The following is a 21,550-nucleotide window of genomic DNA, read 5'->3' as shown; positions in this document are numbered from 1 at the left end:
AAAGAGACGGGCCCCGTGAAACCTATTCGTGTCGCGTTGCTCGGGTGCGGCACGGTGGGCACCGAGGTAGTCCGGCTGCTGACGGACCAGGCCGAGGACCTCACCCAGCGCATCGGCGCGCCGGTTGAGCTCGCCGGCATCGCCGTGCGCAGGCCGAACAAGCATCGTGAAGTACCGGAGCACCTGCTCACCACGGACGCCGCGGCGCTCGTGAAGTCGGACGACGTGGACGTGATCGTCGAGGTCATCGGCGGCATCGACCCGACGCGCGGCCTCCTGCTGGAGGCGCTGCGCAACGGCAAGTCCGTCGTCACGGCGAACAAGGCGCTGCTGGCCGAGCACGGTCCCGACCTGTTCGAGGCAGCCGACGCGTCCGGGGCGGACCTCTACTTCGAGGCCGCCGTCGCCGGTGCGATCCCGTTGCTGCGCCCGTTGCGGGAATCCCTTGCGGGAGACCGGATCACGCGCGTCATGGGCATCGTCAACGGCACCACGAACTTCATCCTGTCCGCGATGGACGCCACGGGTGCCGGCTACGCCGAGACGCTCGAGGAGGCCTCGCGCCTCGGTTACGCCGAGGCCGACCCGACCGCGGACGTCGACGGTTTCGACGCCGCGTCGAAGGCCGCGATCCTTGCGTCCCTTGCGTTCCACACGCGCGTGACGGCGTCGGACGTGTACCGCGAGGGCATCCGTGCGGTGTCCGCGGCGGACATCGCGGCGGCCAAGGGCCTCGGCCGCACGGTGAAGCTGCTCGCGATCTGCGAGCGCGTCACCAGCCCGTCCGGCCAGGAATCAGTCGCCGTTCGAGTGCACCCGGCCATGATCCCCAGGACGCATCCGCTGGCGAGCGTCAACGGCGCGTTCAACGCGGTGTTCGTCGAGGCCGACGCGGCGGGGGAGATGATGTTCTACGGGCAGGGCGCCGGTGGCGCCCCCACGGCGAGTGCGGTCGTCGGTGACCTGGTCGCCGTGGCGCGCAACATGGTCGCGAGCGGACGTGGTCCGCGCGAGTCCGCCTACGCCGCGCTTTCCGCGCAGCCCATGGGGAACACGCCGACCCGCTACCACATCAGCCTCGACGTGGCGGACAAGCCCGGTGTCCTCTCGCAGGTCGCCGCGGTGTTCGCCGAGCACGACGTGAGCATCGCCGCGGTGCGCCAGGAAGGCCGCGTCGAGGACGCCAGCCTGGTGATCGTCACGCACGCGGCGACCGACGCCGCGCTGCGGTCCACTGTGGACAAAATCGGTGGCCTGCCCGTGGTGCGGGACGTCGTCAGCGTCATGAGGGTGGAGGGCGAAGAGTGAGCCCAGAAGGAATGAGCACTGCGAAAGCAGGCTGGCCCGGTCTCATCAACGCCTACCGGGACCGCATCGAGATTCCGGCGGGCGCCGAGGTCGTGACGCTGCACGAGGGCGGCACGCCTCTGGTGCACGCGAAGCGCCTCTCCGCTGCCACCGGGTCCGACGTCTGGGTCAAGGTCGAGGGCGCGAACCCGACCGGGTCGTTCAAGGACCGCGGCATGACCGTGGCCATGACGTACGCGCTCGCCTCCGGTCTCAAGGCGGTCATCTGCGCCTCCACCGGCAACACGTCGGCGTCCGCCGCCGCCTACGCGGCCAAGGCCGGTCTGACCGCGGCGGTGCTGGTGCCCAGCGGCAAGATCGCGATGGGCAAGCTCGCGCAGGCCGTCATGCACGGCGCGAAGATCCTGCAGATCGACGGCAACTTCGACGACTGCCTGGAACTGGCGTCGAAGACCGCGGCCGAGTACCCGGTCACGCTGGTGAACTCGGTCAACCCGGTGCGGCTCATCGGCCAGCAGACCGCCGCGTGGGAGGTCTGCGACGTGCTCGGCCAGGCTCCGGACGTGCACTGCCTGCCGGTCGGCAACGCGGGCAACATCACCGCGTACTGGAAGGGCTACACGTCGTACGACTCGGGCCTGCCCCGCATGTTCGGCTTCCAGGCCGCGGGCGCGGCTCCGCTCGTCTCCGGTCAGCCGGTGGCGAACCCGGAGACCATCGCGACCGCCATCCGGATCGGCAGCCCGGCCTCGTGGACGGGTGCGATCAACGCCCGCGACGAGTCCGGCGGCCTGATCGACGCCGTCACGGACGAGCAGATCCTGTCCGCGTACCGGCTGCTGGCGTCGTCCGAGGGCATCTTCGTGGAGCCAGCCTCGGCCGCGTCCATCGCCGGTCTGCTGATGACCGCCGAGGACGGGCGCCTGCCCAAGGGCTCGACGGTTGTGTGCACCGTCACCGGTCACGGTCTGAAGGACCCCGACACCGCGTTGCTCGGCACCACCGAGGTCGAGCCGGTCCCGGTCGACCCCGGTGCGGTCGCGCACGCGCTGGAGCTCGCGTGAAGTTCCTCGTCTCCGTCCCCGCGTCGACCGCGAACCTCGGTTCGGGGTTCGACGCGCTGGGCATGGCGCTCGGGATGTACGACGAGGTCGAGGTGGCCGGCGGCGAAGGTGTCGACGGCCTCTCGATCGTCGTGGACGGCGCCGGATCGGGTGAGGTCCCGCTCGACGAGACCCATCTCGTCGTGCGGGCCGTCCGCGCGACCGGGTACACCGGCGGCCTCGCCCTGAGGTGTCACAACACCATTCCGCACGCACGGGGGCTGGGCTCGTCGGCCGCCGCGATCGTGGCGGGTGTCGTAGCCGGATTCACCCTGATGGGTCGCGAGTTGGACACGGACGCGTTGCAAATCGCTGCCGAGTTCGAGGGGCACGCGGACAACGCGGCTGCTTCTTTGTACGGCGGCGTTGTCGTTGCGTGGTCCGAGGGAGAGCGCTACCGCGCGGTCCGGGCGGAACCTGACGCACGGGTGCGCCCGGTCGTGCTGATCCCGTCGCAGGAGTCGTCCACCAAGACCACGCGCGGGCTGCTTCCGGCCGAAGTACCGCATGCGGACGCCGCGCACGCCGCGGGGCGAGCCGCCCTGGCGGTGCACGCGTTGACGAGGGACCCGTCCGTTCTCCTTGCTGCGACTGAGGATCGACTCCACCAGAACTACCGCGAGCCCGCGTGGCCCGACACCGTTCGGGTGATCAACGATCTTCGCAAGCTCGGTGTTCCCGCCTGCGTGTCCGGAGCGGGACCCACCGTGATCGCGTTCGGCGATCTCCCGGCGGAGGTCGACGTGCACGGCTTCGACGTGCGGAGACTCGACGTCGACGCCTCCGGCGTGCGCGTTCGGCCATTGGACTGACACGCCCGACCCCGGTTGTTGCATGCCGGGGGACCGGCGTCTACCCTCGGGGGCGATCAGTCACCGCGCGCACGGGCGCCGGTGTCGCGCTCGGACACTCGTTCCGAGTCGCAATCCTTTTGTGTTCCGGCTCTGTGCCGTGCGGGCGGGGCGGACGCAAAAGAGGCACCCGATCGCCGTGTGATCTGAGAAAAGTCCCGTGCTTGAGGGAAGCCGTCGTGCTTCCGTCTTCATCGGACTTGACCGCCGTTCCCCGCTGAAGTGGGAAGGCGGGTCCGCTGGGCCGCGTAGGAGGCGGGGCCTGGTCAGGAAGGACTTGTGTGACCAACACCGATTTGCTGAGCAGCGAAGTCGCAGCTGCCGCTGGTTCTGGAGCCGAGGAGAACGCTCTGTCCACCCCATCGAACGGCACGACGCCGCGCCGCCGCGCGGGTCTGTCCGGCATGGTGCTCGCTGAACTGCGCGAGCTCGCCGGCCAAATGGGCATCACCGGAACCGCAGGTCTGCGCAAGGGCGACCTCATCGCGGCCATCAAGGAGAAGCAGGGCTCTGGCGCCCCTGCCAAAGCGGAGAAGCCCGCGAAAGCCGAGAAGGCCACCGCGAAGGCACCTGCCGAGAAGCCTGCCGCCAAAGTGGTCGAAAAGGTCGCTGAAAAGCCTGTTCAGCAGCAGCTCGAGGTAGCGGACAAGCCCGCCGCCGCCGAGTCCGTCGCTGCCGACGACGGTGGCCGCTCCTCCGAGGAGGGCGGGCGCCGTGGAAACCGTCGCCGCCGTTCCGGCCGTGGTGGCGGCAACGCCGAAGCGGGCGACGGCCAGCAGCTGCAGCAGGAGCAGCAGCGTTCCGAGCGTCCTGAGCGCGCCGAACGTCCCGAGCGCAGCGAGCGTCCGGACCGCACCGAGCGTCCGGAGCGCGCTGAGCGTTCCGACCGCGGCGAGCGCCAGGACCGCGGCGAGCGCACCGAGCGCCAGGACCGCGGTGAGCGTTCCGAGCGTCAGGACCGTGGTGGCGACCGCAACGAGCGCGGCGACCGCGGTGACCGGGGCGGCCGTGACCGCAACCGCGACCGCGGCGACCGCGGTGACCGCAACGACCGCCAGGGTGGTGGCCCGCAGGGTGACGACGACGGCGATGGCCGTCGTGGCCGCTTCCGCGACCGTCGCCGCCGCGGTGGCCGCAACGAGGGCGGCGAGCGTCCGGACCGCGAGACCGAGGTCCGCGACGACGACGTCCTGCTCCCCGTCGCGGGCATCCTCGACGTGCTGGAGAACTACGCGTTCGTCCGCACGTCCGGCTACCTGGCCGGTTCGAACGACGTCTACGTCTCGCTCTCGCTCGTCCGCAAGTACGGCCTGCGCCGTGGCGACGCCCTCACCGGCGCCGTCCGCCAGCCGCGCGACGGTGAGCAGCAGCGCCAGAAGTTCAACCCGCTGGTCCGTGTCGACAAGATCAACGGCCTGGACCCGGAAGAGGCGCGCAACCGCCCGGACTTCACCAAGCTGACGCCGCTCTACCCGAACGAGCGTCTGCGCCTGGAGACCGAGCCGCACATCCTCACCACCCGCGTCATCGACCTCGTGATGCCGATCGGCAAGGGCCAGCGCGCCCTCGTCGTGTCGCCCCCGAAGGCCGGCAAGACCTCGGTGCTGCAGTCGATCGCGAACGCGATCACGACGAACAACCCCGAGTGCCACCTGATGGTCGTCCTGGTGGACGAGCGTCCGGAAGAGGTCACCGACATGCAGCGCTCGGTGAAGGGCGAGGTCATCGCCTCGACCTTCGACCGTCCGCCGTCGGACCACACGACCATCTCGGAGCTCGCGATCGAGCGCGCCAAGCGCCTGGTCGAAATGGGCCACGACGTCGTCGTCCTGCTGGACTCGATCACCCGCCTGGGCCGCGCCTACAACCTGGCAGCCCCGGCCTCCGGACGAATCCTGTCCGGTGGTGTCGACTCCACGGCGCTCTACCCGCCGAAGCGCTTCCTGGGCGCCGCCCGCAACATCGAAGGCGGCGGCTCCCTCACGGTGATCGCAACGGCGCTGGTCGAGACCGGTTCTGCCGGCGACTCGGTGATCTTCGAAGAGTTCAAGGGCACCGGCAACGCCGAGCTCAAGCTCGACCGCAAGATCGCCGACAAGCGCACCTTCCCTGCCGTCGACGTCGACAGCTCGGGCACTCGCAAGGAAGAGCTCCTGCTCTCCCCGGACGAGATGGCGGTCACGCACAAGCTTCGCCGCGTGCTGCACGCCCTGGACGGCCAGCAGGCCATCGACCTGCTGCTCGACCGGCTCCGCAAGTCGCGCACCAACATCGAGTTCCTGATGCAGGTGGCGAAGACGACGCCGGGCTCCGAGCAGGACTGACAGCCCGCGCAAGTTTCACGTGAAAAGACCCCCGGTGCAGGTCACCGGGGGTCTTTTCACGTCTGTTCACTCGAACGCCGAACTGTTCCCGGCGTGCGCGAGGGTCAGCGGCAGTGCGCGGTGGGCCGGCTCTCGTCGTTCTGCACCAGGCACTGGAACACCAGCCCGAGCAGCACCGGCAGCCCCACCACGGTCGTGACCAGCGCGGGAACCTCCACCGCGCCCACCAGGACTCCGAACGTCAGCACCGCTGCCAGGTAGGGCCACCGCAGCCAGTGCCGTTGCCACGGCCGCCTCCAGTGCACGCCGCCGGACACGGCAGCCGCGACCGCCACGCCGGCACCGGACACGACCGGCGACAGCGGCACCGTGCTCCAGGACGTGGTGATCAGCCCTGCCGACCCCATGAGGCCGAACACGGCGGCGGAGAACAGGAGCGGCACGGCAAGCCACAGGCGCTGGCTCATGGGCCGCTCGGCGGTGCAGAACACGGCACACAGTTTGGAGGGTGACAACCACCACCACCGAGCCGTATGCGGTTGAACGGCCACACCTTGCGCCGAACGGCGTATCAGGGAGGTTAAGCGGTTGTGACTTCAGCCACCCCAAAGGGCAGGAGAACCCCTCGGGAACAACCGCGTTTTTGCACGTGTTGCACGGTCTGGCAAACTAAACGGTCGAGTCCGGCTCCGGTTCACCCGCTCACAAACAGGGACCCGGCGGCCATCCTTGAAAGGGACAAGATCTTGAAGACTGGAATCCACCCCGAGTACACCAATACTCAGGTGACGTGCAGCTGTGGCAACAGCTTCACCACCCGCAGCACCACCTCGGCGTCCGAGGTCCGTGTCGAGATGTGCTCGAACTGCCACCCGTTCTACACGGGCAAGCAGCGCATCCTGGACACCGGCGGTCGCGTCGCGCGCTTCGAGGCGCGTTACGGCAAGCGCAACAAGTAGCTGCTTTCACGGCGCCTGACCTCGGCAAGCAAGCCGAGGTCGGGCGCCGTTGCCGTTTCAGCGCCCATCATCAGGAACCCAACGCAGGGAGCCACAGACCGTGTCGCAGTCGCTGGACAGCCTGCTCGCCGAGTACGACGAGCTCGAGAAGAAGCTCGCTGACCCCGGCGTGCACGCGGACCAGGCGGGTGCGCGCAAGCTCGGCAAGCGATACGCCCAGCTCGGGCCGATCGTGCAGACCGCTCGCGAGATCGAGCGGGTCAAGAGCGACCTCGAGGCGGCCAAGGAGTTCGCCGCCGAGGACCGGTCGTTCCAGGAAGAGGCCGAGCAACTCGAACAGCAGCTCCCCAAGCTGGAGGAGAAGCTCACCGAACTCCTGCTGCCCCGCGACCCGCACGACAGCGACGACGTGCTGCTGGAGATCAAGTCCGGTGAGGGCGGCGAGGAGTCCGCGCTGTTCGCCGGCGACCTGCTGCGCATGTACACGCGGTATGCGGAGCGTCAGGGCTGGAAGGTCGAGATGCTCGACGGCACCGACTCCGACCTGGGCGGGTTCAAGGACGTCACGGTCGCCATCAAGGCCAAGGCGACGACCCCGGACGGCGTCTGGAGCAGGCTGAAGTGGGAGGGCGGCGTGCACCGCGTGCAGCGCGTGCCCGTCACCGAGTCGCAGGGCCGCATCCACACGTCCGCCGCCGGCGTCCTCGTCTTCCCTGAGACCGAGGAGACCGCCGAGGTCGAGATCGACGAGAAGGACCTGCGCATCGACGTCTACCGGTCGAGCGGCAAGGGCGGGCAGTCGGTCAACACCACCGACTCCGCGGTCCGCATCACGCACCTGCCGACCGGCATCGTCACGTCCTGCCAGAACGAGCGCAGCCAGCTGCAGAACAAGGCCCGCGCCATGCAGGTCCTCCAGAGCCGCCTGGTGGCGCTCGCCGAGGAGCAGAAGGCGCAGGAGCAGAGTGACGCACGTCGCACCCAGATCCGGACGGTCGACCGGAGTGAACGGGTGAGGACCTACAACTTCCCCGAATCACGCATCTCTGATCACCGGGTTGGGTACAAAGCGCATAACCTGGACCAGGTGCTCGACGGCGACCTGGACGCGGTGGTGGACGCTCTGGCCGCCGCTGACCGGGCAGAACGGCTCGCAGGCGGATAATCCGACGTGAGAGGGGCGCGTTGTGGCCGAGATTCTGGTGAACCCGCGGACAGCGCCCCTCGACCAACCGGTCGACATAGTCGTCGTGGGCCTTCCCCCTGGCGACGAGATCACCGTCCAACTGTCCACAGGAGACCGCGCTTCCCACGGCGTCTTCAAAGCCGACGAACGCGGCGTCGTGGACCTCACCAGGCACGCCCCGGAAGAAGGCACCTACTCCGGTGTCGATCCGATGGGCCTGTTCTGGTCCCTCGAACGCACCGGCGGCAAACCGGGCCCGATGTGCCTGTCCGCCGAGGGCGCCGGCGAGATCGAACTGAAGCGTCTGACCGTGCCTGAGGGCGTCGAACGGCAGGAAGTGCGCGAGAACGGTCTCGTGGGCACGCTGTTCGCCCCTGAGGACGACGGAGGCGACCTGCCGGGCGTGATCGTGCTCAGCGGCTCCGAAGGCGGCATCCACGAGACTGACGCCGCTCTGCTGGCCGCGCACGGGTTCGTCACGCTGGCGCTCGGCTACTTCGGCATGAAGGGTCTGCCGAAGCACCTCGAAGACATCCCGCTGGAGTACTTCGGCACCGCGATCGAGTACCTGGCCGAACGCGCGGGCGAGATCGGGGTGATCGGCGGCTCGCGCGGCGGTGAGCTGGCGCTCCTCGTGGGCGCCACGTTCCCGCAGGTCAGGGCGGTTGTGAGCATCGTCGGCAGCGGCGTGGTCACCCAGGCGATCGGGCCGGGCGCGAACCTGCTGCAGAAGCTCTCGCACGAAGCCGCGTCGTGGACGCTCAAGGGCGAACCGCTGCCGTACCTGCCCTACTACGTGAGCGACGAGCTGCGCGCCAAGATCGTCAACGACGAACCGGTGCCGCTCAGGCTCGCGTTCGACCTGAGCGACGGCATCCCGGAGGACACCGAGATCCGCGTCGAGAACATCGTCGGGGGTGTGTTGCTCATCTCGTCCGGGCACGACGACGGGTGGCCGTCCGCCGAGCTGAGCGAGGTCGCGCTGCGGCGGCTGAAGGACCACGAGCACCCGTTCCCGCACGAGCACGTCGTGTATCCCGAGGCAGGACACCTGATCGCGGGCCCGCCGCACCGGCCCGCCACCGACGTGACCTATCCGGGGCCCGGTGTCACCTTCTCGGGTGGTGGTGTTCCGCACGCCACGGCGCACGCTCAGGCGAACGCTTGGAAACGGACGGTTGAGTTCTTGCAGGAGCAGCTCGGGACCTAGGGTGTGCTTATGAGCGCACACTTTGATGTCGTGGTCGTGGGTGCGGGTCCCGGCGGGTACGTCGCCGCGATCCGTGCGGCTCAGCTGGGGCTGAAGACCGCCATCGTCGAGGAGAAGTACTGGGGCGGCGTTTGCTTGAACGTCGGCTGCATCCCGTCGAAGGCGCTGCTGCGCAACGCTGAGCTCGCGCACATCTTCACGCACGAGCAGAAGACGTTCGGCATCAAGGTCGACGGCACCGTCAGCTTCGACTACAGCGCGGCGTGGCAGCGCAGCCGCAAGGTCGCCGACGGGCGCGTCAAGGGCGTGCACTTCCTCATGAAGAAGAACGGCATCACCGAGTACAACGGGTGGGCCAACTTCACCGACGACCACACGCTGACCGTCGGGGACGAGACCATCACGTTCGGCCACGCGATCATCGCCGTGGGCGCCACGACCCGGATGCTGCCGAACACGCAGAAGTCCGACCGCGTCGTGACCTACGAAGAGCAGATCATGACCGAGGAACTGCCCGAGTCGATCATCATCGCCGGCGCGGGTGCGATCGGCGTCGAGTTCGCCTACGTGATGCACAACTACGGCGTGAAGGTCACCATCGTCGAGTTCCTCGACCGGATGGTGCCCCTGGAGGACGCCGAGATCTCCGCCGAGCTGCTCAAGCGCTACAAGAAGCTGGGCATCGACGTGCGCGTCGGCACCCGCGTCGAGTCGATCGACGAGTCCGGCCCGAAGGTGCGCGTGTCCGTGTCGAAGAACGGCGCGACCGAGGTGCTGGAGGCCGACAAGGTCATGCAGGCCATCGGTTTCGTGCCGCGCGTCGACGGCTACGGCCTCGAGAACACCGGCGTGAAGCTGACCGAGCGCGGCGCCATCGACATCGACGGCCGCTGCCGCACCTCCGTGCCGCACATCTTCGCGATCGGTGACGTCACCGCGAAGCTGATGCTCGCGCACGCCGCCGAGTCGATGGGCATCATCGCGTCGGAGACCATCGCGGGCGCCGAGACCATGGAACTCGACTACGTGATGATCCCGCGGGCGACGTTCTGCCAGCCGCAGATCGCGTCGTTCGGCTACACCGAGGCGCAGGCCCGCGAGAAGGGCTTCGACGTCCAGGTCGCGAAGTTCCCGTTCACCGCGAACGGCAAGGCGCACGGTCTCGGCGACTTCGCCGGGTTCGTGAAGCTGATCAGCGACGGCACGCACGGCGAGCTGCTCGGCGGCCACATCATCGGCCCGGAGGCCACCGAACTGCTGCCCGAGCTCACGCTGGCGCAGCAGTGGGACCTCACGGTGCACGAGGTCGCGCGCAACGTGCACGCGCACCCGACGCTGAGCGAGGCCGTCAAGGAAGCCGTGCACGGCCTGGCCGGGCACATGATCAACTTCTGAGGTAACTTCCCCTTCTCATGATGAACCGGCAGCCGCTCCGCCTCGCCGTCTCCGAGGCGGCGAAGATCCTCGCCGAGGCGGGCGTGGACAGTCCGCGCGTCGACGCGGAGTACCTCGCCGCGCACGTGCTCGGTGTGGAGCGCGGGCGGCTGCCGCTCATCCCGCTGGTCGACCCGTCGGTGATCGACCAGCTGCACAAGCTCGTCCGGACGCGGGCGTCGCGGATTCCGTTGCAGCACATCCTCGGCTGGGCGCCGATGGGGGCGATCTCGGTCGAGGTCGGGCCCGGCGTGTTCGTGCCGAGGCCGGAGACCGAGCTGCTGATGGAGTGGGGCCTGAAGTCGCTGGTAGGCGTGTCTTCGCCGGTTGTCGTGGATCTCTGCACGGGAACCGGGGCGTTGGCGCTGTCGATCGCGCAGGCCCGGCCGGACGCGGTGGTGCACGCGGTCGAGATCGACCCGCAAGCGCTTGCGTGGACGCGCCGCAACGCCGAGGCGCGCATCGCGGCAGGGGACACGCCGATCCGGTTGCACTCGGGTGACGCCACGAATCCCTCGCTGCTGTCCGATCTGGACGGTCTGGTGGATCTCGTGGTGTGCAATCCGCCTTACGTGCCAGAGGGAACTGAAGTGCAGCCCGAGGTCGGCGTGCACGATCCGCACCACGCGGTGTTCTCCGGTGCGGACGGGCTGGACGTGATCCGGCACGTCGTGTCGGCGGCCGCGCGGTGGCTCAAGCCGGGTGGGGCCGTCGGGATCGAGCACGACGACACGCAGGGCGAGTCCGTGCCGGCACTGCTGTCGGCGCGCCGGGTGCTCACCGACGTCGCCGACCACGCCGACCTGGCGGGGCGGCCGCGGTTCGCGACCGCCCGCAGGATCTCGCCCTAGTCCCTCAGAAGAGGGCGTCGAAGGCCTTCGCCAGGTCCTTCATCTGTTCGCCGAGGCCGCGGTCGGCCAGCTTCTCCATCAGATGCCCGGTGACGTCCTTGCTGGGCTGGGGCTTGCGCGCCTCCACCCGCAGGTCGTCGACGGCCTCGATGGTCGCGGTCGGCGCTTTGGCCGCGTTCAGGTCCTCGCGCAGCTCGTCGAGGAGCCGCAACACGGCGGCGACGTCCTTGATGCGTCCGATGTGGACGTTCCCGGTTCTGGCGCGTCCGCTGGTGCCGACGTTGCTTCCGATCACCGGCCCGTGGATTTCGAAGTTCCGTTCGCTCATCAGCTTTCCTTGGCTGTGCCGACCTTCGTGCTGCCCGTGCGTGCCTTGCCGGCCGTGGCGATGTTGCTGGAGATCACCGGGCCGGTGATGTGCACGTTGTTGTTCGTCACCTGCATGGCCTGTTCCATGAACTCGGTGACCGAGATGCCCTTGCTCTGCAGGAACTCGCCCATCGTGCGGAGCAGCCGTGACTCCAGCACCTTGATGTAGCGCTCGACGTCGGTGAGCTGGAAGTAGTTGTCCACCTGGTTCTCGCTGGCGAGCTCGCGCAGGCTGATGCTGGCGCCGTACCGCGCGGCGACGAACGTGTTCTCCGCCTGGTGAATCGGGTTCATCCAGCCCACCGCCGTCGCGAACCGCTTGGGCAGCGTGGCGGGGAACTTCAGCAGGTCGACGATCGCCTCGTTGAACGGGCGCATCGACTGCTCGGGCAGCACGTCGATCTCGCGGTGCCGCGCCTGGATCGGGTACAGGATGCAGGGCGTCCACTCGACGTAGAGCATCTCCTCGTCGAGTCCGAACGTCAGGTACGCGGACACCACGACGTCGCGGTCCCACGTCTCGACCTGGAACGAGCGGAAGTACCGCATCCACTCCATCGGCCTGGCGATCAGATCGTCCACAACGGACCTGCCGACCGCTGTCTCCGGCGAGTGGTCCTTGTCCGGCAGGACGATCCGGGCTTCGTCGTCGTCGATGTGGTCGATCAGCTCGATGGACGAGATGACGACGCGGTCGCCCGTCTTGAGTCCGCGCAGCCGGTGGCCGGGCGAGAGCGAGGGTGAGCGGCCCGTCTTGACCAGCTCGGCGGTGAGGTGCTCGTACAGCTCGGGCAGGGCGAAACCGGGCAGTGGTGCGCCGGTCTTCTCCTCGGCGGGCTTCAAAGGCAGCGCCATGGACCACGGTTCGAACATCACGCCGGAGCCGACGAACGGCCGATAACCGTGGTAGACGATCACCTGCGCCTCGTCCGGGTCGTCAGGCTCGTCGTCGTCGATCGGATACAGCGCGAGCGCTTCGGCGTAGTTCGAGTGCCCAGCCTGCCGGAACTTCCACTCGTTGCGCCACAGCTCCTCCTCTGGCCTGCCGGTGCGGAAGTGGGCGCGGCGGAAGCTCTTCGTCATCAGCAGCCACGTGATCACCCGGTCGGCCAGCAGCACTGCGAAGATCAACGCGATCCCGATGATCACGACCGCGATCGCGCCGCCGCCGCTCTGCTGTTCGTACTCTTCGTAGTACCGCTCGTAGCTGCTGCTCGCGGAGAACTCGTCGGTGAGCTTGTACAGCACGAACAACAGCGCGATCCCGCCCGCCACCGAGCCGAGCGCGAGCGGCCCGCGCACGTGCGGCGACGCTCGCCGCACGCGTTGGCCGAGCCCCGCCCGCGCCCCGGTCCCGAGCGCGACGGTCAAGGCGATCAGCAGCCACAACCCGAGCAGCGTTCCACTCCCGGCGAAGAGCACCGCGACCGCCAGCACCAGCAGCACGGCGTCGCGCACCTTGCGCCTCGTGCGAGCCGCCACCGCCTCCCGCAACACCGCGCCGGCGTTGACGCCCGGCGAACGAGGAATCGACCGAGTGGCCTCCACGAGGTACTCGCGAATGGCCGAGTCCGCGAACTCCTCGTCGCGGTGCGCGGCTCCGCAGAGGAAGCGCGTCGTGTCGTCGCGCAACTTCGGAGAATCGCTTCCCGTCGTCGCCGCAGGAGTTGACATTGTCCTGTCCACTTTCTGTCATTGAATCAAGCACTCTGTGTTTGTGCTGGTCAGGGACATGATGCGACAACGAACAACGCGTATTTTTCGCTGTTGCTGGCACAATAGTGGGTCCAGATCGGAATCTGTCAAAGGTGGACGAATTGCGAATTGTCAATGCGCCGAACGAGGGCAGATGACACCCTTCTCGGACGCCCCGCCGATCCGCTGTTTCCTGAGCTACGCCCGCCAGGACGACATCGTCATGGACTTCGTGACCCCGTTCGCGTCCTCGCTGCGCCACTACGCCTACGCCGACCGCGGCCGAGCCCTGGAGATCTTCCTCGACCGCGAGTCCATCGGCTGGGGAGATTTGGTCCAGCCAACCCTGCGCGCCGCGGTCCGCGGCACAACCGTCTTCCTGCCAGTCCTCACCCGCCGCTACTTCGACCGCCCGTACTGCCGCGAGGAACTCTTCCTCTTCTACAACCAGGCCTTCGTGGACGGCGTCCGCGGCCTCCTGCTCCCGGTCGTCCTGCTGGGCGCCGGCCACCTGACCGCCGACAACCCGGACCTGGCCGTGCAACTGGTGGTGGAACGCCAGCACCGCAGCGTCCAGGACGCGTGGCTGGAAGGCCCTTCGTCTCCCTTGTGGCGCCGCACAATGCTCTCGCTGGCCGGCGAACTCGTAGACCGCGTAGAGGCCGCCGAGCGCGCGCTTCTGGTTGACGCGCCCGCGATCGAGGTAGACGTCGCCCTGGAGCTGGACCGCTTCTCCCGCGACGTCCAGGCCGTGATCCGCTCGACGTCTGACGTCGTCGCGGAGTTCCAGTCCCTGCTGGGTATCGACTGGCCGGCGCTGGCCCCCGCCGCAGGGCGCCTGCGCGACGCGGGCCGTTCGTTCGAGCGCCGCGCCTTCGAGACGGACCGACTCCTGCGCGCCGCCGGTGAGTCCTTCCAGGCAGCCTTCGTCTCCGAGCTGGCGGAGTTGGTGCCGGGCGTAGAAGCGTTGCTGACGAGCACCCATCGCCTGGAAGCGTCCGACGTGCCCATCCGCCGCATGATGATGGTGTTCCGCGAGGGCCTCACCGCCCTGCGCAGCGGCCTGCGGGTGGTGGAGTCGTGGGCGGAGTTGCCAAATCCTGGCCAATAACACGACGTTTCATCGCATTGGGGCAAACGGTCGTATGTTCTGATGCTGGGGAGGGCACGCGGTCGCGCGCTACGAGGATCCGCCGCCTCGCGCGCGACCGCGTGTGCGCCACCTAGAGGAAGCCGCGCTCGAGCTTCGGCTTGTCCGGCCGTTTCTTCGGCTTCTTCGGTGGCCACCAGAGCACCGAGGCGATGAACCCGAACCCCGCCAGCGCCGCCACTCCGACCAGGGCGCTGATCATCGGTTTGATCGTGTCCGGCTCCGCGTAGCCCGCGATTCCCTTGCTGTCCACCACCAGGTCGATCCGCTCGCCGACCGGCTTCGTCGTGTGACCAGGGCTGGGCCGGTAGGTGATCTGCCGGGTGCCGCAGCTCAGGTCGTTCCAGAAGTAGGTCGGTGATCGGCGAGGAGTGTGGGACGACTGCTTGGTCACCACGCAGTTGTTCTCAGGTTCGCCGAAAGCGGAGAGCCACAGCGACTTCATGCCGAACGACGACACGAACGCGATCGCGATGACGACGAGCAGGGCCCACGCCGATGACTGGCTCCAAGGACGCAGCTTTTTCGTCGCGAACCAGGCGGCAGCCCCGCACGCCAGTGCGACGGCGATGGCGAGAAGGGATGTCAGGTCTCCGTTCATCGCCAGAACTGGCGCTGCGACGGCACAACCGAGCGCGACCGTCAGGAGCGCCGCCCAGCGCGTCCGGCCAGTGCGGGGTGGCCGATCGTCAGAAGGTGTCACAGATCCAGATATCCCTGCTGTCGTTCGAACGCCTTCTTCTCGTTGTCCGGTATGCCTTCCGTCTGCAGCTCGTCCTGCTTGGACGTTTCGCGCAGGACGTCCGCGCCCAGTTTGATCTGGTAGCCGCCGTCCATCACGTTCGGCACCGAGTGCGGGGTGACGGATCCGTCAGCCTTCGTGATCGGTTTGAACGGCGTGTAGGCATCAACGGCGTCTTGCTGCCACGGCTTGGACGGAACCTTCTCGCCGTAGGGCTCCTCGTACTTGTTCTTCCAGGTGTTGCCGGCGTCCAGGTAGCCGTCCTTGAGCTCCCGGCCACCCTGTTTGAGCTTGTCGAACGCCTCGCCCGCGGTCGGGCGGGACTGTCCCCAGTCCTCCAGCCGTTTGCCCGCGTCGCTCACGGCGTCGGCTTTCGGTGTGCGGGGCACGCTCGGCGCGTCCACCGCTCGGCCGCCGCCCTTGCCGAACCGCGCGAGTCTTGCGAGCACATCGCCCAGTTTGACGAAGAGTCCCTTGAGCCTGCCGGCGATCCTGGTGATGACCTTCATCAGCTTGGCGATCTGCTGAGTGATCTTGCCGAGCACTGCCGCACCACGTCCGACCGCCCACGCCGAGAACGCCGCGATCGAGCTGCCAAGCGACACGTAGGACGAAGCGAGCGCGATGATCGCGTTGCGGATGACCTCGTAGATGAACATGGCGATGAGGTCACGGAGCATGCCGCGCACCGCGGCCGTGATCGTGCCCGCCGTGGCGATCTGCTCGGCGGCCGCCGAGCAGGACTTGCTGACCGCGGTGATCTCGGCGGCGAGCTGTCCCTGACTCGATCGGAAGCGCTCGGCCGCGGCCTCCTGCCACGAACCGACCTGGCTCTGCACCGCCTTGTTCTGCTCGTCCGCGATCTGCGCGATCGCGACCGACACCTGGTTCCACGTGCCGACCGCGGCCTTGATCTTGTCGCCGTTGCCCGCGAGCCAGTCCAGCGGCTCACGCAGGAAACTGAGGTGCTCGATGAGCCAGCCGATGCCGGCGGTCGCGAGCGCCCCGACCGGGTCCATGATCACGCCGAGCAGGTCGAGACTCAGCGCTGCCGCGTTGAGGCCGACCTCGGTGACGTCGCCCTCGCCGAGACGTTTCATCGAGTCAGCCGTCTGGAAGAACGACTCGACGACACCGGCGCCGGCGAAGTTGTCAGGTCCGAGGGCGTTGCCGGTGGAGTCCCACCCGGTCCAGGTGTTCATCGCCGCCCGCCGAACCGGTCGCGGTTGGTGTCCTCGTTCTGCTCGTAGAACAACGCCGTGGTCTTTGTGTTCTCGGCTGCTTCACCGACGCCTGTGGCGAGCCGGCGGATGGCCTCGACCGTCTTGTGCGCCGTCTCTTCCGCGTCGTTGGCGAAGAACTGCAGCAGCACGCCGAAGGTGTCCCCGCCGAGGTTCACGCCGGACGCCTTCTCCGCTGCTGCGTCGAGTGCCTGCTGACGCGAGAACTGGCCCGTGGCGAACGAGTGCAGCTCGCTCGGATCAACGCTGAAGCCGGTCATCGGAGCACGCTCCCGAAGCCGTCGTCATCGTCATCCGCGGGCCGCGGGGGCCGTGGCGGTGGCGTGGGCTGTTGCGCCGGGCCGTTCCAGGACACCTCGCGCATGACCTGGCCGTCCTCGGGTGGCGGCGGCGGTTCCTCTTCGTCGGGCTGCGGGATGAAGCTGCGCAGGAAGTCCATCGCCTCGGTGCCGCCGAACTCGGGCTCCACAATGGACGCCACCTGTTCTGCCGACTGGATCTGGGCCTTCTGCACGGTCTGCATCACGAGCTGGCTCAGCTGGACGTGCGTCAGGCGCATCGCCGTTGGTGAGAACTCGATGTGCTGCAGCGCGCCGTTGGGTGCCACGCGCACGGTCACCGCCTCGTTGGGGGAGGTGACGGTGCTGCTGGCGTTCTGGATCTGCTCCTGCATCTGCTGGGAGCGTTGCTGGAGCTGCTGCGCCCTGGACTCGAGGTCCGCGATCATCTGTTCCGGGTTCATCGTTCGCTCGTCATCGCCAGTACCTGCCCGAGGTGTCGTGCCAGGCCGATGTTGTCCGCGGGGCTGATGGTGAACCAGCCGCTGCGGGTCTCCACGTTGGAATAGCGGCCCTGGCTCGTGTCGATCCAGGTGACCGGCGGGAAGTCCCGCTTGGTGCGGCCCTGTGCGAGCTGGACGACGAAGTGGCCGTTGCCGATGGCCGGGCCGGTCAGCATCTGCTTGGCGAGACGGACGTCGTCGTTCTCCGCCGTGCGGACCGCCTGCCGGAAGCCCTGCTGTTGTGGTGCCTGGGCTTCGAAGGCCTCGCCCGGCACCGTCACCGGCTTGCCGGGGCCGGGGCGTCCTGGCGGCATGGCGTTCGCCAGGCTGGTGGCGATCTCGTTGGGCTGCACCAGTTTCAACGTGACGCTGGTGTCCTCCTGGGTCACCAGCACCGCGTAGCCGCCGCGCGCCACCACGCTGGCCCGGACCAGCTTCTGCTGGTTCATGTCCGGAATGCACATGGCGATGACGCGCAACTCGGGCCGTGCCAACAGGTTCAGCGCGTCCTCGAGGTCGGGCTCCGGCCTGCCGCGCCGCGCGAGCCCCCTGCGTTCGAGGTCGCTGTGCACGGCGGCTTTGATGCGGGCGCGCTCGTCCAGCGTCTCGCCGTGCTGGCTGACGTCGAACGGATAGGGAATGCTCCCCGCCCGCAGGTCCTCCCAGAGGACCTCGAACGCGGGCAGGGAGAGCTGGGCGATCTGCCTCATCCGCCGATCACCGGCGGCGCGACCATGCGATCGTCGTCGAAGAACTCGTCAGTCGGGATCAGGTAGTTGGACTTGTGCTCCTTGTCCTCCTCGCCCTTGCCCGCACCACCTCCAGCGCCCATGCCGCCGGCACCGGCCGCGCCCCCGCGCGCCGCCCCGGCACCAGCGCCGCCAGGACCACCACCGGGCCCCATGACGCCCGCACCACCGCCGGGGGTGGCCGGCCCGAAGCTGCCCATGCCACGACCGGCCGCTCCAGCCATGCCGCCGGGCCCCATGCCACGACCAGCACCGCCACCGCCAGTGCCACCACTACCGCCAGGCCGCATGCCGGGGCCACCACCAGGAGGCCTGCCGGCCCCGCCGCCGGGTGGCCTGCCGGCCTGGCCACCGCCAGGAGGCCTGCTGCCCGGCGGAAACCCGCTGAGCGGCGCGATCAACGGCCTGTTCTGACCGCCGGGCGGGAGGCTCTGGTTGTTGCCAGGCGGCACGTTCGGCGGCGTGGACGGCGGTGCCACCCACGCCGGGTTGGTGGTGCCGTTGTTGCTGCTGCCGGGCGGCATGCCGGTGTTGGCCGGCGGCCGGAACGTGCTGGCGTTGCTGAGGCTCTGCGAGTGCGTGGTGCTGCTCGTCTGCGTGACGCCCTGGTCCTTGGTGACCTCAGGGGTGGCGTCCATGGCGGGCATCGACTGCGCCGCGGACATCATCGTGGTGTCACGCTGCTGCATGACCCGCACGGCCTCTTGCTTGGCCTCTTGCTTCTCGTTGTGCGTGGAGATCATCTCGACGGCCCCGCCGATCATCGCCGGCGGCGCGATCACGGCGGCAGCACCCCACTTGCCCGCGATCTTCAGCGGGCTGAACTCGACCGGCGTGGGCATGCTCCGGTTCGCCTGGACCGCCGCGTCTCGCTGCACCGCGATGGCGCCGGCCGTGCTGTGGAACGCCGTGCCCGTCTCGTCAGCGAACTTACTGACCTTGGTCAGCGCCTGCCGAACCCCCTCGGCAGCCGCACCGTTCCACCCGCCCTGCGAGTCGTTGACGATCTTGTGGAAGTCGTTGGCCAGTTCCCTGAACTTCGTGCCGAACTTCGTCCACGCATCGATCACTTCGGTCGCGGCGTTGGGGTCGTAGTTCTGGGTCGTCAGGTTCTGCATGTGCTCGTGCTCTTGGGCCGGGTAGTTCTCCGCCGACGGCTGGACGGCGGGTTTGACGGGCGCCATGAGATTCCCCCCTCGGGCGTCGTTACGGCAGCTTCGCCGCGACCAGCGTTGCGGCTTTGGTGGCGCGTTCACACGATGCAGCGGTGTCCTCGCGGCCACCGCTCAGGTTCGACACGACCGACACCGACGAGCCTTCGGTCACGGAGATCACGATGCTGCACGTGTCGGCGCTGCCGTCCTGACCTTCGACCTTGGTGGCGGTGAACTTGCCGACCGGGACCTCGTATTTCTTGTTGCCTTCGAGAGTCAGATCTTTGACCCCCCTGTCTTTGCGGACGCCGACGTGGACGCCGCCGTTGCCGCTGATGTTCCAAGAGCAGGAGTCCGCAGAGCCGAGCTTCTCGGGCTTGCCGGCATCAGTGATGCCGAGTTGCTTCATTTCGGTGTCGCTCAGCAACTCGCAAGGCTTGATCGAATCAAGGCCGCTTGCGGCTCCTGAGGTTGGCGTCGTGCCGGTGGGGTCTGGTTTTGCCTGGCCAGCGGTGCCGGAGCAGCCGGCGGAGAGCGCTGCGAAACCCACTGCAGCCGCGATCAGAGTGCGTTTCATGACTTCCCGTTTAGGTTCTTGAGCGAGTCGGAGTGTGCCTGGTCCACGCTGCGGTAAGAAGCGCGGCTCTTCTCAATCTGCGTACGCAAGGATTCGATCTCGCGCTCGACGTCTTTGAGCTGCTGCGTCGCCGATTGGCCGAAATCTTTGTTGATCTGACTGATCGAGGCAGCGTATCCACCGCCAAGTTTGGTGTCTTGGCTGAGAATGCTGGCTTTGCCTCGGATGTCGGCAACAGCGTCCTGCATCTCAAGCAGCTTCTTGATCATGCTGTCCACGACAGCCGGGTCGACGGAGAACGTTCCGGACCCGGTGGCTGCCGCTACCGCCTTGCTGGCCGCCGAGATGTCAGCAGCCCCCGTGCCCAGCACGGCCTGGACGGACTTGCTCGTCAGGCTGCGTGCGGGCTTCCCCCATGATGTTGCTTCCTCGGACACAGAAGCTCGACCCTCCCCGATTGCGCTCTGTGGTCGGCTCATGACCTTACAGTTGTGCGCCCGTTTGGGGGATGCGTTGAACTACTCAACCCTGTTTGGGCTAAAACTTTGCCTGGTCAGGGCGGCATTGAATGCACTAAGTGAGAATGAACGCGCAGGTCCAGGCTCGGTCTTGGAGTCTCGGGCATCTACACGGGGGTGGTCAACGCCACCTCGCCGCAGTTCTCCTGCCGGTGTCCGCGTCGCTGACGCTCACGTTCACCCCGTCCTGCTGGAACTCGAGGACCCAGTCGGACGCGTCGTCGGCCAGGCAGGATTTGCCGGAACCGATCGGCGCGCCAGAGCAGGATGTACTTCGAACTGGACTGGTCGTTGTGCCACGAAGCCACGGACAGGCCCGATTCGGTGCGGATCGGGGCGGCGGCGCGTTCGTGGATGGCGATCAGTTCGGCTGGGGAGTTGAACGGGGTCTGGTGCACGCGCACGTACAGGCTGTTGTTGTTGGACAGCGCGTAGGAGCCTCGGCTGATTGCTTCGCGGCCGCCTGGCGTGATCGCGGCTTCTGCGGGGATGTCGGCGGCGGTTCGGGCGGGCTCGCCCAGAGGTCCTCGTGTTGTGTCGTCAATCCCCGGATCGACCTCACCGCAGCGGCCTGGGGTTGAAGGGACTGTGAGAACGCTGCGTGACTAAGGCGGGCCTTGCATCACCCGGTCAGGGCGGCTGGCTAGGCTCAGCGAGGTGAGCACGGTTTACGACTGCAGCGAACCGAGCAACCGCGCGGCTGGACTCGCCGCCGCGGCCGGTGCGGTGCGGAGCGGGCGGCTTGTCGTCCTGCCCACCGACACGGTTTACGGGATCGGCTGCGACGCGTTCGACGCGGAGGCCGTCCGGAGTCTTCTCGACGCCAAGGGGCGCGGGCCCGACATGCCGGTGCCGGTGCTGGTGGGGTCCTGGACCACCATCGACGGGCTGGTGCTCAGCGTGCCTCGGCAGGCTCGGGCGCTCATCGAGGCGTTCTGGCCCGGCGGGTTGAGCATCGTGTTGCCGCACGCGCCGAGCCTGGCCTGGGATCTGGGGCAGACGCGCGGCACGGTGATGCTGCGCATGCCGTTGCACCCGGTCGCGCTGGAGTTGTTGCGCGATGTCGGTCCGATGGCCGTGTCCAGCGCGAACAAGACCGGGTTCGCCCCCGCGTCCAGTGCGCAGGAGGCCAGGGACCAGCTCGGTGACGCCGTGCCGGTGTACCTCGACGGTGGGCTCAGCGGTGAGAACATCGCCTCGACCATCGTCGATCTGACCGGGCCGGACGCGTTGATCCTGCGTGAGGGCGCGGTCAGCAAGGAAGAGGTCAACGAGGTGCTCGGCATCGAGGTCGACGTCGCGCGGTGACGCGTTGCTGCCAGAATTGATCATGTCGCCGCGGGGGTAC

22 protein-coding genes are annotated in these 21,550 nt (G+C 68.1%); 11 read left to right on the top strand and 11 right to left on the bottom strand.

From position 1 onward, the window contains the following. The first annotated feature begins 15 nt into the window (after positions 1-15). The 4 genes from SK803_RS12160 to rho all read left to right on the top strand — a co-directional run bounded on the left by SK803_RS12160 (position 16) and on the right by rho (position 5,586). A complete protein-coding gene (locus SK803_RS12160; RefSeq protein WP_319966030.1) occupies positions 16-1,308 on the top strand; it encodes a homoserine dehydrogenase in 1,293 nt (430 codons plus the stop codon). A gap of 11 nt (positions 1,309-1,319) precedes the next feature. Continuing rightward, positions 1,320-2,372 carry a threonine synthase gene (gene thrC / locus SK803_RS12155; RefSeq protein ID WP_319966029.1) on the top strand — a complete coding sequence of 351 codons (1,053 nt, stop codon included), beginning with the start codon at positions 1,320-1,322 and terminating at the stop codon, positions 2,370-2,372. After that, entirely contained in the window at positions 2,369-3,223 is an 855-nt protein-coding gene (gene thrB / locus SK803_RS12150) for a homoserine kinase (protein WP_319966027.1), read from the top strand. The genes thrC and thrB overlap by 4 nt, the downstream gene beginning before the upstream one ends. Positions 3,224-3,543: 320 nt before the next feature. Beyond that, positions 3,544-5,586 (top strand): transcription termination factor Rho, encoded by a 2,043-nt coding sequence (rho, locus tag SK803_RS12145; protein ID WP_319966026.1) that lies wholly within the window; start codon positions 3,544-3,546, stop codon positions 5,584-5,586. A 104-nt stretch (positions 5,587-5,690) separates the two neighbouring features. On the opposite strand, the gene SK803_RS12140 is transcribed toward rho, so the two are convergent. Next, on the bottom strand, positions 5,691-6,053 hold the full coding sequence (locus SK803_RS12140; RefSeq protein WP_319966025.1) for a hypothetical protein: 363 nt from the start codon (positions 6,051-6,053) through the stop codon (positions 5,691-5,693). A gap of 279 nt (positions 6,054-6,332) precedes the next feature. Here SK803_RS12140 and rpmE point away from each other — a divergent pair, with 279 nt between their 5' ends. The 5 genes from rpmE to prmC all read left to right on the top strand — a co-directional run bounded on the left by rpmE (position 6,333) and on the right by prmC (position 11,226). Further along, positions 6,333-6,545, top strand: coding sequence for a 50S ribosomal protein L31 (gene rpmE, locus SK803_RS12135; protein WP_319966023.1), 213 nt, complete (start codon positions 6,333-6,335; stop codon positions 6,543-6,545). A 100-nt stretch (positions 6,546-6,645) separates the two neighbouring features. Then, a complete protein-coding gene (gene prfA / locus SK803_RS12130) occupies positions 6,646-7,710 on the top strand; it encodes a peptide chain release factor 1 (protein ID WP_319966021.1) in 1,065 nt (354 codons plus the stop codon). Between the two features lie 22 nt (positions 7,711-7,732). Further along, entirely contained in the window at positions 7,733-8,941 is a 1,209-nt protein-coding gene (locus SK803_RS12125) for an acyl-CoA thioesterase/bile acid-CoA:amino acid N-acyltransferase family protein (protein ID WP_319966019.1), read from the top strand. A 9-nt stretch (positions 8,942-8,950) separates the two neighbouring features. Further along, complete coding sequence (gene lpdA, locus SK803_RS12120) at positions 8,951-10,336, top strand: dihydrolipoyl dehydrogenase (RefSeq protein ID WP_319966017.1); 1,386 nt, start codon at positions 8,951-8,953, stop codon at positions 10,334-10,336. A 20-nt stretch (positions 10,337-10,356) separates the two neighbouring features. Then, positions 10,357-11,226: a peptide chain release factor N(5)-glutamine methyltransferase gene (gene prmC / locus SK803_RS12115; RefSeq protein WP_319966016.1), complete on the top strand. Its 870-nt coding sequence runs from the start codon at positions 10,357-10,359 to the stop codon at positions 11,224-11,226. Between the two features lie 4 nt (positions 11,227-11,230). Here prmC and SK803_RS12110 read toward each other — a convergent pair whose 3' ends face one another. Together SK803_RS12110 and SK803_RS12105 are read right to left on the bottom strand one after the other, a co-directional pair. After that, entirely contained in the window at positions 11,231-11,554 is a 324-nt protein-coding gene (locus SK803_RS12110) for a hypothetical protein (protein WP_319966015.1), read from the bottom strand. Next, positions 11,554-13,227, bottom strand: coding sequence for a hypothetical protein (locus SK803_RS12105; protein WP_319966014.1), 1,674 nt, complete (start codon positions 13,225-13,227; stop codon positions 11,554-11,556). The genes SK803_RS12110 and SK803_RS12105 overlap by 1 nt, the downstream gene beginning before the upstream one ends. Positions 13,228-13,444: 217 nt before the next feature. Here SK803_RS12105 and SK803_RS12100 point away from each other — a divergent pair, with 217 nt between their 5' ends. Then, on the top strand, positions 13,445-14,401 hold the full coding sequence (locus SK803_RS12100; RefSeq protein WP_319966013.1) for a toll/interleukin-1 receptor domain-containing protein: 957 nt from the start codon (positions 13,445-13,447) through the stop codon (positions 14,399-14,401). Between the two features lie 112 nt (positions 14,402-14,513). On the opposite strand, the gene SK803_RS12095 is transcribed toward SK803_RS12100, so the two are convergent. From SK803_RS12095 to SK803_RS12060, 8 genes are all read right to left on the bottom strand, one after another. Further along, positions 14,514-15,041, bottom strand: coding sequence for a hypothetical protein (locus SK803_RS12095; protein ID WP_319966012.1), 528 nt, complete (start codon positions 15,039-15,041; stop codon positions 14,514-14,516). Between the two features lie 98 nt (positions 15,042-15,139). Beyond that, the gene (locus SK803_RS12090; protein WP_319966011.1) at positions 15,140-16,384 is read right to left on the bottom strand and encodes a WXG100 family type VII secretion target; all 1,245 of its coding nucleotides are present in this window, start codon (positions 16,382-16,384) and stop codon (positions 15,140-15,142) included. Further along, on the bottom strand, positions 16,381-16,683 hold the full coding sequence (locus tag SK803_RS12085; RefSeq protein WP_319966010.1) for a type VII secretion target: 303 nt from the start codon (positions 16,681-16,683) through the stop codon (positions 16,381-16,383). Before SK803_RS12085 ends, SK803_RS12090 begins: the two co-directional genes overlap by 4 nt. Further along, positions 16,680-17,165, bottom strand: a complete 486-nt coding sequence (locus SK803_RS12080; protein WP_319966009.1) for a YbaB/EbfC family nucleoid-associated protein — start codon at positions 17,163-17,165, stop codon at positions 16,680-16,682. The genes SK803_RS12085 and SK803_RS12080 overlap by 4 nt, the downstream gene beginning before the upstream one ends. After that, positions 17,162-17,914, bottom strand: coding sequence for an ESX secretion-associated protein EspG (locus SK803_RS12075; protein ID WP_319966008.1), 753 nt, complete (start codon positions 17,912-17,914; stop codon positions 17,162-17,164). Before SK803_RS12075 ends, SK803_RS12080 begins: the two co-directional genes overlap by 4 nt. After that, entirely contained in the window at positions 17,911-19,137 is a 1,227-nt protein-coding gene (locus SK803_RS12070; protein WP_319966007.1) for a hypothetical protein, read from the bottom strand. The genes SK803_RS12075 and SK803_RS12070 overlap by 4 nt, the downstream gene beginning before the upstream one ends. A 22-nt stretch (positions 19,138-19,159) precedes the next feature. Beyond that, the gene (locus SK803_RS12065; RefSeq protein ID WP_319966006.1) at positions 19,160-19,684 is read right to left on the bottom strand and encodes a DUF3558 family protein; all 525 of its coding nucleotides are present in this window, start codon (positions 19,682-19,684) and stop codon (positions 19,160-19,162) included. Further along, positions 19,681-20,121, bottom strand: a complete 441-nt coding sequence (locus SK803_RS12060; protein WP_319966005.1) for a hypothetical protein — start codon at positions 20,119-20,121, stop codon at positions 19,681-19,683. Before SK803_RS12060 ends, SK803_RS12065 begins: the two co-directional genes overlap by 4 nt. Positions 20,122-20,859: 738 nt before the next feature. On the opposite strand from SK803_RS12060, the gene SK803_RS12055 reads away from it, so the two are divergent. Further along, the gene (locus SK803_RS12055; protein WP_319966004.1) at positions 20,860-21,510 is read left to right on the top strand and encodes an L-threonylcarbamoyladenylate synthase; all 651 of its coding nucleotides are present in this window, start codon (positions 20,860-20,862) and stop codon (positions 21,508-21,510) included. Positions 21,511-21,550: the final 40 nt, after the last annotated feature.

It is taken from the genome of Lentzea miocenica (assembly GCF_033949945.1).
Taxonomy (GTDB): Bacteria; Actinomycetota; Actinomycetes; order Mycobacteriales; family Pseudonocardiaceae; genus Lentzea; species Lentzea miocenica.
The sequence above is the reverse complement of the archived record's forward strand: the minus strand, read 5'-3'. Positions and strand labels throughout refer to the sequence as shown.

What these genes read in the sequence shown, in the direction of transcription:
- thrC (WP_319966029.1), top strand. Translation starts at nt 1,320, where the DNA reads ATGAGCACTGCGAAAGCAGGCTGGCCCGGTCTCATCAACGCCTACCGG.
- SK803_RS12140 (WP_319966025.1), bottom strand. Translation starts at nt 6,053, where the DNA reads ATGAGCCAGCGCCTGTGGCTTGCCGTGCCGCTCCTGTTCTCCGCCGCC.
- lpdA (WP_319966017.1), top strand. Translation starts at nt 8,951, where the DNA reads ATGAGCGCACACTTTGATGTCGTGGTCGTGGGTGCGGGTCCCGGCGGG.
- prmC (WP_319966016.1), top strand. Translation starts at nt 10,357, where the DNA reads ATGAACCGGCAGCCGCTCCGCCTCGCCGTCTCCGAGGCGGCGAAGATC.
- SK803_RS12110 (WP_319966015.1), bottom strand. Translation starts at nt 11,554, where the DNA reads ATGAGCGAACGGAACTTCGAAATCCACGGGCCGGTGATCGGAAGCAAC.
- SK803_RS12100 (WP_319966013.1), top strand. Translation starts at nt 13,445, where the DNA reads ATGACACCCTTCTCGGACGCCCCGCCGATCCGCTGTTTCCTGAGCTAC.
- SK803_RS12095 (WP_319966012.1), bottom strand. Translation starts at nt 15,041, where the DNA reads ATGAACGGAGACCTGACATCCCTTCTCGCCATCGCCGTCGCACTGGCG.
- SK803_RS12090 (WP_319966011.1), bottom strand. Translation starts at nt 16,384, where the DNA reads ATGAACACCTGGACCGGGTGGGACTCCACCGGCAACGCCCTCGGACCT.
- SK803_RS12085 (WP_319966010.1), bottom strand. Translation starts at nt 16,683, where the DNA reads ATGACCGGCTTCAGCGTTGATCCGAGCGAGCTGCACTCGTTCGCCACG.
- SK803_RS12080 (WP_319966009.1), bottom strand. Translation starts at nt 17,165, where the DNA reads ATGAACCCGGAACAGATGATCGCGGACCTCGAGTCCAGGGCGCAGCAG.
- SK803_RS12075 (WP_319966008.1), bottom strand. Translation starts at nt 17,914, where the DNA reads ATGAGGCAGATCGCCCAGCTCTCCCTGCCCGCGTTCGAGGTCCTCTGG.
- SK803_RS12070 (WP_319966007.1), bottom strand. Translation starts at nt 19,137, where the DNA reads ATGGCGCCCGTCAAACCCGCCGTCCAGCCGTCGGCGGAGAACTACCCG.
- SK803_RS12065 (WP_319966006.1), bottom strand. Translation starts at nt 19,684, where the DNA reads ATGAAACGCACTCTGATCGCGGCTGCAGTGGGTTTCGCAGCGCTCTCC.